This window comes from Micrococcus sp. LASM2_SD2, from assembly GCF_057364565.1.
The window spans coordinates 1-7,165 of record NZ_JBNFOB010000116.1; the positions used below are offsets into that span (position 1 = coordinate 1).

3 protein-coding genes and 1 pseudogene are annotated in these 7,165 nt (G+C 72.2%); 3 read left to right on the forward strand and 1 reads right to left on the reverse strand.

What is annotated here, in order from left to right; translation table 11 throughout:
* The 3 genes and pseudogenes from AC2W7A_RS07420 to AC2W7A_RS07430 all read left to right on the forward strand — a co-directional run.
* Positions 1-1,583 (forward strand): ABC transporter substrate-binding protein (locus AC2W7A_RS07420; protein WP_485990794.1); only part of this gene is annotated, 1,583 nt, incomplete at its 5' end.
* 190 nt (positions 1,584-1,773) lie between these two features.
* Positions 1,774-3,255: a malate:quinone oxidoreductase gene (locus tag AC2W7A_RS07425; protein ID WP_485990795.1), complete on the forward strand. Its 1,482-nt coding sequence runs from the start codon at positions 1,774-1,776 to the stop codon at positions 3,253-3,255.
* A gap of 73 nt (positions 3,256-3,328) precedes the next feature.
* A pseudogene (locus AC2W7A_RS07430) lies at positions 3,329-6,322 on the forward strand (efflux RND transporter permease subunit); the annotation flags it as partial.
* A gap of 197 nt (positions 6,323-6,519) precedes the next feature.
* Here the strand turns inward: AC2W7A_RS07430 and AC2W7A_RS07435 are convergent.
* Positions 6,520-7,165, reverse strand: a 646-nt coding sequence (locus AC2W7A_RS07435; RefSeq protein ID WP_485990796.1) for an SbcC/MukB-like Walker B domain-containing protein, incomplete at its 5' end; no start/stop codon positions are given.

A 7,165-nucleotide genomic window follows, 5' to 3' on the forward strand; every position in this document is an offset into this window, starting at 1 on the left:
GACGCCGACGCCGTCCCGGACCGGTGTGCCCGCCACGGCAGGACGCGGCGACTCCCTCGTCGTGGGCGCGCCCGGGCGGCCCAGCGGCCCGTGACCCGCACCTGCAGTGGGACTCGGAGACCTTCCGTCTCTCCCGCCAGGTGTTCGAGACGCTCCTGGGCGTGGACCCGGAGACCGGTGCAGCGGTACCGGCCCTCGCCGAGCATCACGAGGTCACGCTCGACGGCCGGATCCACCGCTTCCGGCTGCGTGAGGACGTGGTGTTCTCCGACGGCGCCCCGTGCGACGCGGACGCCGTGGTCGCCAACGTCGAGCGCTGGGCGACGGCGGACGAGCGCGCCTCCGCGACGGCCTCGCCCTTCGTCTCCGTCTTCGGGGCCCACCTGGGCGAGGAGGGCTGCCGTCTGGACGCGGTGGAGGCCGAGGACGAGCGCACCGTCCGGATCACCCTCTCCGCCCCGCTGCACCACCTGGCCATGGCGCTCACCGCACCGCACTTCGCGGTGTCCTCGCCGGCGTCCTGGGAGCGCACCGTCCGGACTCCGCAGGGGGAGGTCCGCTCCCCCGCGGGCACCGGCCCCTACCGGTGGGCGTCCGCACGGGAGGCCGAGCGACTCCTCTCCTCGGCACCCTCGGTGACGTACGGCAGCGTGCTGCTCCCGAACACCCTGTACCGCGGTGAGGGCCCCTCCGCCTCGCCGGCGGTGGTGGCCGCGTGGGGCCGGGTGGACACGCGGCTGAGGGAGTTCCGGCGCGGCCAGGCCGACGTGATCGACGTGGTCTCCCCGCCCCAGCTGCGCCCGCTGGTGGAGTCCGGTGCCCAGGTGCTGCAGCGCGACCCGCTGTCCGTCCTCTACCTGGGGATGAACACCGCCCACCCGATCATGGGATCGCTCTACATCCGCCAGGCGGTGGCGAAGGGCGTGGACCGCCCGGCCCTGGCGCGGTCCAGGCTGTTCCTGGACGGCACCTCCATGGCGCACGACGTGGTGCCCCCCACGCTGGGTGTCGGCAACGAGGACGCCGAGCGGTACGACATCAACCCGCGTGAGGCCCGGAGCCTGCTGGACCTGGCCGGGTACGACGGCGAGCCCCTGGAGTTCCTGTACCCGACCGGCACCGCGCGGCCCTCGATGCCCACCCCCGAGCTGGTCTACGCCATGATCGCCGAGGACCTGGGGAAGATCGGACTGCACATCGTCCCCGTCCCGGTCCCGGCGGACCAGGACTACCTGCGCACCGTGCGCGAGCGCGGCGACCGCGCCCTGCACCTGATGAGCCGGGACGGGCTCTACCGCGACCCCCACGCGTTCATCGAGCCGCTGTGCCGTTCGGACGCCGCGGAGACGAACTACAACAACCCCCTGGTCCGTGAGCTGCTCGAGCGCGCCGCGATCGCGAAGGACGAGGAACGCCGTCGCGAGGTGTTCGGGCAGATCCTCGCCTCCCTGGCGCTGGACCTGCCGGTGCTCCCGCTCGTCTACCCGATCTCGGCGACCGCAATCGGTGCGCGGGTGCGGTCCTACCCCACCTCGCCGCAGCTCGACGAGCACTTCGCCGACGTACACCTCTCCGAGTCCTGAGCACCGTCCGGCACCGCGTCCGGAGGCGGCCTCCGTGTGACCCGTCACGCCCGTGACGGAGACCGGGGGCCGAGGCCTGCGGTAGTAGACTCGACGCCGAGCGGACGGTCGGAGCAGACCTTTTTCCTCAGGGCCCGCCGGGGCCGCCCGCACCCGCATCCGCGTCCTTGACCTCGGAGAGTTGTTGATCGTGACCACGCAGACCACCACCACCCACGACGTCGTCCTGATCGGCGGCGGCATCATGTCCGCCACGCTCGGCACCCTGCTGCAGAGGCTGGAGCCGACCTGGTCGATCGCCCTCTACGAGAACCTGGACCAGGCCGGCCTCGAGTCCTCGGACCCGTGGAACAACGCGGGCACCGGCCACGCCGCCCTGTGCGAGCTGAACTACGCCCCCCGTCAGGCGGACGGCACCGTGGACCCGACCAAGGCGCTGGGCATCAACGAGCAGTTCTGGGTGTCCCGTCAGCTCTGGTCCTCCCTCGTGCAGGACGGCACCCTGAAGGACCCGAAGTCCTTCATCAACCCGCTGCCGCACATGTCCTTCGTGTGGGGCGACGACCACGCCGAGTACCTGCAGGCCCGGTATGAGGCGCTGTCCCCGCAGCCGCTGTTCGAGACCATGGAGCACACCGAGGATCCGGAGAGGATCCGCGAGTGGGCCCCGCTGCTGATCAACGGCCGCCACGACGGCAAGCGCCTGGCCGCCTCCCGCGTGGCCGGCGGCACCGACGTGGACTTCGGCTCCCTGACCCGCCAGCTCGTGACCCACATGGCCGACTCGGGCGCGGACGTGCGCTTCGGCCACAAGGTGACCGGCCTGAAGCGCGGCACCGACGGCCGCTGGGAGGTCGGCGTGAAGAACCGCGCCGCCGGCGAGTCCTTCACGGACCGCGCCCGCTTCGTCTTCATCGGCGCCGGCGGCGGCGCCCTGCACCTGCTGCAGGACTCGGGCGTCCCGGAGGCCAAGGGCTTCGGCGGCTTCCCGGTGTCCGGCCAGTTCCTGCGCTGCACGGACGAGTCGATCGTGTCCCAGCACATGGCCAAGGTGTACGGCCAGGCCCAGGTCGGCGCCCCGCCGATGTCCGTGCCGCACCTGGACACCCGCTTCGTCAACGGCAAGCGCTCCCTGCTGTTCGGCCCCTACGCCGGCTTCTCCACGAACTTCCTGAAGTCCGGCTCCTACCTGGACCTGCCGCTGTCCATCCGCCCCCACAACATCGTGCCGATGCTCGCGGTGGCGAAGGACAACATGGACCTGACCAAGTACCTGGTCACCGAGGTCCTCAAGTCCCAGGACAAGAAGGTCGCCGCCCTGAAGGACTTCTTCCCGGAGGCGGAGGGCTCGGCATGGGAGCTGATCACCGCGGGCCAGCGCGTCCAGGTGATGAAGAAGGACAAGAAGAAGGGCGGCGTGCTGCAGTTCGGCACGGAGGTCGTCACCCACGGCGACGGCTCCCTGGGTGCCCTGCTGGGGGCCTCCCCGGGCGCCTCCACCGCCGCCCCGATCATGCTCACCCTGCTGGAGCGCTGCTTCCCAGCCAAGATGGACGCCTGGAAGCCGACCATCGACGCGCTGGTGCCGTCCTACGGCCGCAAGCTGAACGAGGACCGCGCCCTGCTGGACGAGGTCCGTTCGTCCACCGACGCCGCCCTGCGGCTGAACTGACCCCGTGAGGGCTCTCGCGCGGTTCTCCCTCGCCCACCGCGCGCTGATCGCGCTGATCACGGTGTTCTGCACCGTGTTCGGCGTGATCGCGGCGGGCCAGCTCAAGCAGGAGCTGATCCCGTCGCTGGAGCTGCCGGTGATCTCGGTCACCACCGTGTATCCGGGTGCCGGACCCGAGGTGGTCGACGACGCCGTCGGAGAGCCCCTCGAACGTGCCCTGCAGGCCGTCGAGGGGCTCGAGTCCACCCGCTCGACCTCGTCCAACGGGTTCAACGCCGTCCTCCTACAGTTCGAGTACGGCACGGATCTGAACCGGGCCCGCGGACAGGTGGACCGTGCCGTCTCCAACCTCGCACCTCGCCTGCCGGACGAGGCCGAGACGACCTCCTTCGCCGGATCGGTCTCCGATTTCCCGGTCATGTTCCTGGCCGTGTCCTCCGACGCTGACCTGAACGCCACCCGCCGGCGGGTCGAGGACGTCGCCGTCCCCCGCCTGCAGCGGCTCGAGGGCGTGCGCGGCGCGGAGGTCACCGGCGGCACCGAGGAGTATGTGTCGATCGTCCCGGACGAGGCGGAGCTCGCCGCGGCGGGCCTGTCCACCCAGGACATCGTGACCGCCCTGGAGGAGAACGCGGGGCTCTTCCCTATCGGCCAGGTGACCGAGGATCGGCTCACGCTGCCGGTGCAGGCCGGCTCCCCGGTGGAGGACGTGGAGGACCTGGAGGACCTCGTGGTCGTCTCCTCCGACGCGGACGCCTCGTCACCGGACCGCGCGCCGCCGGCGCTGAAGGACGTCGCAGAGGTCTCCCTCGCCGAAGCCGAGCCGACGTCCGTGTCCCGCACCAACGGCGTGGACACCCTGTCCCTGAGCATCACCGCCACCCCGGACGCTGACCTGGTCCGGGTCTCCGAGGCGGTCCAGGAGATCCTCCCGGAGCTGGAGGGCGTCGTGGGCGAGGGCGCCCGCTTCACCGTGGTCTTCGACCAGGCGCCGTTCATCCAGCAGTCGATCGACACGCTCTTCCTGGAGGGTGTGCTGGGCCTGGGCTTCGCGGTGCTGGTGATCGCGGTCTTCCTGCTCTCCCTGCGCTCCACGCTCGTCACGGCCGTCTCGATCCCCCTGTCCCTGCTGGCCACGCTGATCGGGGTGTGGCTCTCCGGCTATTCCCTGAACATGTTGACCCTGGGCGCGCTGACCATCGCGATCGGCCGCGTGGTGGACGACTCGATCGTGGTGGTGGAGAACATCCGCCGGCACCTCGGGCTGGGCGAGGACCGTCGCACGGCGATCGTGCGGGGCACCGGCGAGGTCGGCGTGGCGATCACCGCGTCCACGCTCACCTCGGTGGCGGTCTTCCTGCCGGTGGCGTTCGTCTCCGGGCTGGCCGGCGAGCTGTTCCGACCGTTCGCCGTGACCATGTCCCTGGCGCTGCTGGTCTCCCTGCTCGTGGCGCTGACGATCGTGCCGGTGCTCTCCTACTGGTTCCTCGGCCGGAGGGCCTCCCGCACCGTCACCGCGGAGGGATCCGTGGAGGCCGCCTCCCGCACGGACGGGACCTCGTCCGCCGCACCGGACCCCGACGACGGCCGCTCGCCCCGGGCGCGTCCGGCTGCCCATGACTCGTGGCTGTCCCGGGCGTACCGCCCGGTCCTGCGGGCCACCCAGGCGCATCCGTGGAGCACCGTGGCAGCCGCGCTGGCGGTGCTGGTCGGCACCGGTGCGCTCGTCCCGCTGCTGCCGACCAACCTGCTCGGGGACACGGGCCAGAACTCCTTCACCGTGACCGCCCGCCAGGCCCCCGGGTCCTCGCTCGAGGTCACCACGGCGGCGGCGGAGAAGGTGGACGCGGCGCTGCGGGGCACCGAGGGTGTGCAGGACGTGCAGTTCACGGTCGGTGCCGCCGGCATGGCGGCCATGTTCGGCGGCGGCGGGGCCACGGACGAGGCCGACTTCACCGTGGTCACCGATCCGGAGGCGGACCAGCCCGCGCTGCAGGACGAGGTCCGTGAGCGGCTCGCCCGGCTGGACGGCGTGGGCGAGGTCGAGGTGTCCGCGGCGGAGGGCTTCGGCGGCTCGGACATCGACGTGACGGTCACCGCCCCGACGCCGGAGCAGCTCTCCACGGCCGCCGAGCAGGTGGCCGAGCGGATGCGGGGTCTTCAGGGCGTGCGTGAGGTGACGACACCGGCGACCGACACCCGGCCGACCTTCCAGGTGGAGGTGGACTCGCAGGCGGCGGCGCGTGCCGGACTGACCGAGGAGGCCGTCTCCGGGCAGGTCGCGGCGGCACTGGGCGCGGTCCCCTCCGGTCAGGTGCGCTTCGGGTTCACGGACTACACCGTGCGCCTGGGCGACCCGGAGCCGGTCACGTCTCTGGAGGAGCTCCGGGACGTGGAGCTCATGACCCCCGCGGGTCCGGTGGCCCTGGCCGAGCTGGCGGAGGTCCGGCAGGAGGAGGTCCCGGCACGTGTGACCTCGTCGAACGGCGAGCGCACGGCGGTGGTCTCCGTGACTCCGGGCGCCGACGACCTGGGCACGGCCGCGGCGGCGGTCCGCGACGCCCTGGCCGGCCTGGAGCTGGAGGAGGGCGTCGCGGCGGAGATCGGCGGCGCGGCCTCCCAGCAGGAGCAGACGTTCCGTGACCTGGGGCTGGCGCTGCTGGCCGCGGTGGCGGCGGTGTACGTGGTCATGGTGGCGACGTTCCGCTCGCTGCTGCAGCCCTTCGTGCTGCTGGTCTCGATCCCGTTCGCGGCCACCGGCGCGTTCGTCGCGCTGCTGGTGACGGGCACGTCCCTGGGCCTGCCGAGCCTGATCGGCATGCTGATGCTCGTGGGCGTGGTGGTGACGAACGCGATCGTGCTGATCGACCTGATCAACCAGTACCGCAGGGACGTGGGGCTCGGCCTGGATGAGGCCATCGAGCTGGGCGCGCTGAACCGTGTGCGGCCGGTCGTGATGACGGCCCTGGCGACCATCCTCGCCCTGATGCCGATGGCCCTGGGCGTCACCGGTCACGGCGGCTTCATCTCCCAGCCGCTGGCGGTCGCGGTGGTCGGGGGCCTGCTGTCCTCCACGGTGCTGACGCTGGTCGTGCTGCCGGTGCTGTACCGGTTCGCCGAGGGCCGTGGTGAGCGCAGACGGCTGGCCGAGGAGGCCGAACGCGAGCGTGCCCGTGCCGAGCGGCTGCGTCGTGAGGGCGAGGCCGAGCGGGGCGCGCGCATCGGCCGCGGCGGGACGCGGCCCGGGCGGCCCGTGGACGTGGCTCAGTCGCCGTCGTGCACGGCGAGCGAGGAGCCGCGGCGGTCCTTGGTGACGGCCAGGCGAGTGGGGATGTCGTTCTTCATGCGCTCGACGTGGCTGACGAGGCCGACGGTGCGGCCGCCGGTGCGCAGGGAGTCCACGACGCCCATCACCTCGTCCAGCGTCTGGGAGTCCAGGGAGCCGAAGCCCTCGTCCACGAAGAGGGTGTCCAGCTCGATGCCGCCGGAGGCCGCCTGCACGGTGTCGGCGAGGCCGAGGGCGAGGGCGAGCGACGCCATGAAGGTCTCGCCGCCGGACAGGCTCGAGGGGTGGCGCACCTCGTCCACGTAGTGGTCGCGGACGACGATCTCCAGTCCCTTGTTGCCGCGGCCGCCGACCTCGTCGGAGTACTCGAGGGAGTAGCGGTCGTCGGTCATCTTCAGCAGCCGCTCGGTGGCCGCGGCGGCGACCTCCTCGAGGCGTCCGGCCAGCACGTAGCTGGTCAGCGGCATCTTCAGCCGGTTCTCGCCGGCGCCGCGGACGAGGGCCAGCAGCCCGGCCACGCGGTCGTGCTCGGCGATCAGGTCCGTGGCCCGGCCCAGGACCTCGGACAGGGCGGCGGACTGCCTGCGTACGGAGGCCACGAGGGCGGCCCGGGAGCCGACGACC